General features: G+C 65.4%; 3 protein-coding genes. All 3 read left to right on the top strand.

Features of this window, described 5'->3' with window-relative positions:
- Positions 1-380, top strand: a 380-nt coding sequence (locus Q8R73_RS10955) for an ATP-binding cassette domain-containing protein (protein ID WP_305719563.1), incomplete at its 5' end; no start/stop codon positions are given.
- Positions 381-573: 193 nt separating this feature from the next.
- Positions 574-1269, top strand: coding sequence for an urea ABC transporter ATP-binding subunit UrtE (gene urtE, locus Q8R73_RS10960; RefSeq protein WP_305719564.1), 696 nt, complete (start codon positions 574-576; stop codon positions 1267-1269).
- A 28-nt stretch (positions 1270-1297) separates the two neighbouring features.
- Positions 1298-1729, top strand: a 432-nt coding sequence (locus Q8R73_RS10965; RefSeq protein ID WP_305719565.1) for an urease accessory protein UreD, incomplete at its 3' end; no start/stop codon positions are given.

Genomic DNA, 1729 nt, shown 5'->3' on the forward strand with positions numbered 1-1729 from the left:
CCAGGGACGAGTCCGAGCGCATCGAGCGCGTGCTGGAAACCATCCGCCTCAAGGATGCGCGCCACAAGCTGGCCGGCAGTCTTTCGCACGGCCAGAAGCAGTGGCTGGAGATCGGCATGCTGCTGGCGCAGGACCCGAAACTGCTGCTGGTCGACGAGCCTGTCGCCGGCATGACCGACGTCGAAACCCACCAGACCGCCGAGTTGCTGAAGGAAATCAACAAGGACAAGACCATCATGGTAGTCGAGCACGACATGACCTTCGTGCGCGAACTCGGCGTCAAGGTGACCTGCCTGCACGAGGGTAGCGTGCTGGCCGAAGGGAGCATCGATCAGGTTTCGTCGAACGAGCGCGTGATCGAAGTGTATCTTGGAAGGTAACGAGCATGACGGCGGTCCCACAAGCACAGCTGTCATCGTCCGCCACCGGGTCGGCCGGATGGCCGCCCGATGACAGGCTCCGGTCGGACGATCCGGTAATCCGAGACGGTGAGCACTTGCCGAGGGCGCCTGGTGTACTGGATACCCCGCCTTCGCGGGGTATGACGAGCTCCATTGGAGGGAGCGAAGCCCCATGCTGAACGTCGACAACATCAGCCTCTATTATGGCGCGGCCCAGGCGCTGCGCGGCGTCTCGATCACGGCCGAGCCCGGCAAGGTGACCTGCGTGCTGGGCCGCAACGGAGTCGGCAAGACCTCGCTGCTGCGCGCCATGGTCGGCCAGTATCCGATCGCCTCGGGCTCCATCATCTTCGACGGCGCCGACATTACCGGCCTCAAGCCCTATGAGCGGGCGCGCAAGGGCATCGGCTTCGTGCCGCAGGGCCGCGAGATCTTTCCGCTGCTGACCGTGGAGGAAAACCTCAAGACCGGATTCGGGCCGCTGAAGCGAGACGACCGCACCATTCCCGACGACGTGTTCTCGCTGTTTCCGGTGCTGAATTCGATGCTCGGCCGCCGCGGCGGCGATCTGTCCGGTGGCCAGCAGCAGCAACTGGCGATCGGCCGGGCGCTGGTGATGCGGCCGAAGCTGCTGCTGCTCGACGAGCCGACCGAAGGCATCCAGCCGTCGATCATCAAGGACATCGGCCGCGCCATCTCCTATCTGCGCAGTCTCGGCACCATGGCGATCGTGCTGGTCGAACAATATCTCGACTTTGCCTGCGAGCTCGGCGACAACTTCGCGGTGATGGACCGGGGTGCGGTGAAATATGCCTGCGACCGCAACGCGATGGATCCCGCCGAAATCAGCCGCCAGATGGCGCTGTAAGACGGCCGTGCGGGGGCTTTGAGGGCGGATGCGGACCGAACCCACGGATGCTGTCTCGGCGATCTTCGCGGCCAACCGGGCGCAGGGCGCGGTGAGGTTCGACGTGCACCAGGTCGAGGGTGCCACCCGCCGCCGCCAGTTGCATGAATCAGGCTCCTTGCGCGTCCGCTTTCCTTCCCCCGAGGCGGAGGGTCTCTCGGCCATGTTCGTCAATACCGCCGGCGGCATTGCCGGCGGCGATCGCTTCGATATCGACATCGCGGTCGGCGAAGGCTCCCGCCTTGCGGTGACCACGGCGGCAGCGGAAAAGGTCTACCGGGCGCACGGGCCGGCCGCCGAAGTCAATATTGCCCTGAAGGCCGCCGCCGGCGCGCATCTGAGCTGGATGCCGCAGGAAACCATCCTGTTCGACCGCGCGCGGGTTTTGCGGCGGATCGATATCGACCTGGCCGAAGGCGCC

This window comes from Bradyrhizobium sp., assembly GCF_030697065.1.
Taxonomy (GTDB): Bacteria; Pseudomonadota; Alphaproteobacteria; order Rhizobiales; family Xanthobacteraceae; genus Bradyrhizobium.

Bases quoted from the DNA above. Each gene is read 5' to 3' on its own strand.
- urtE (WP_305719564.1), top strand. From the start codon at position 574: ATGCTGAACGTCGACAACATCAGCCTCTATTATGGCGCGGCCCAGGCG.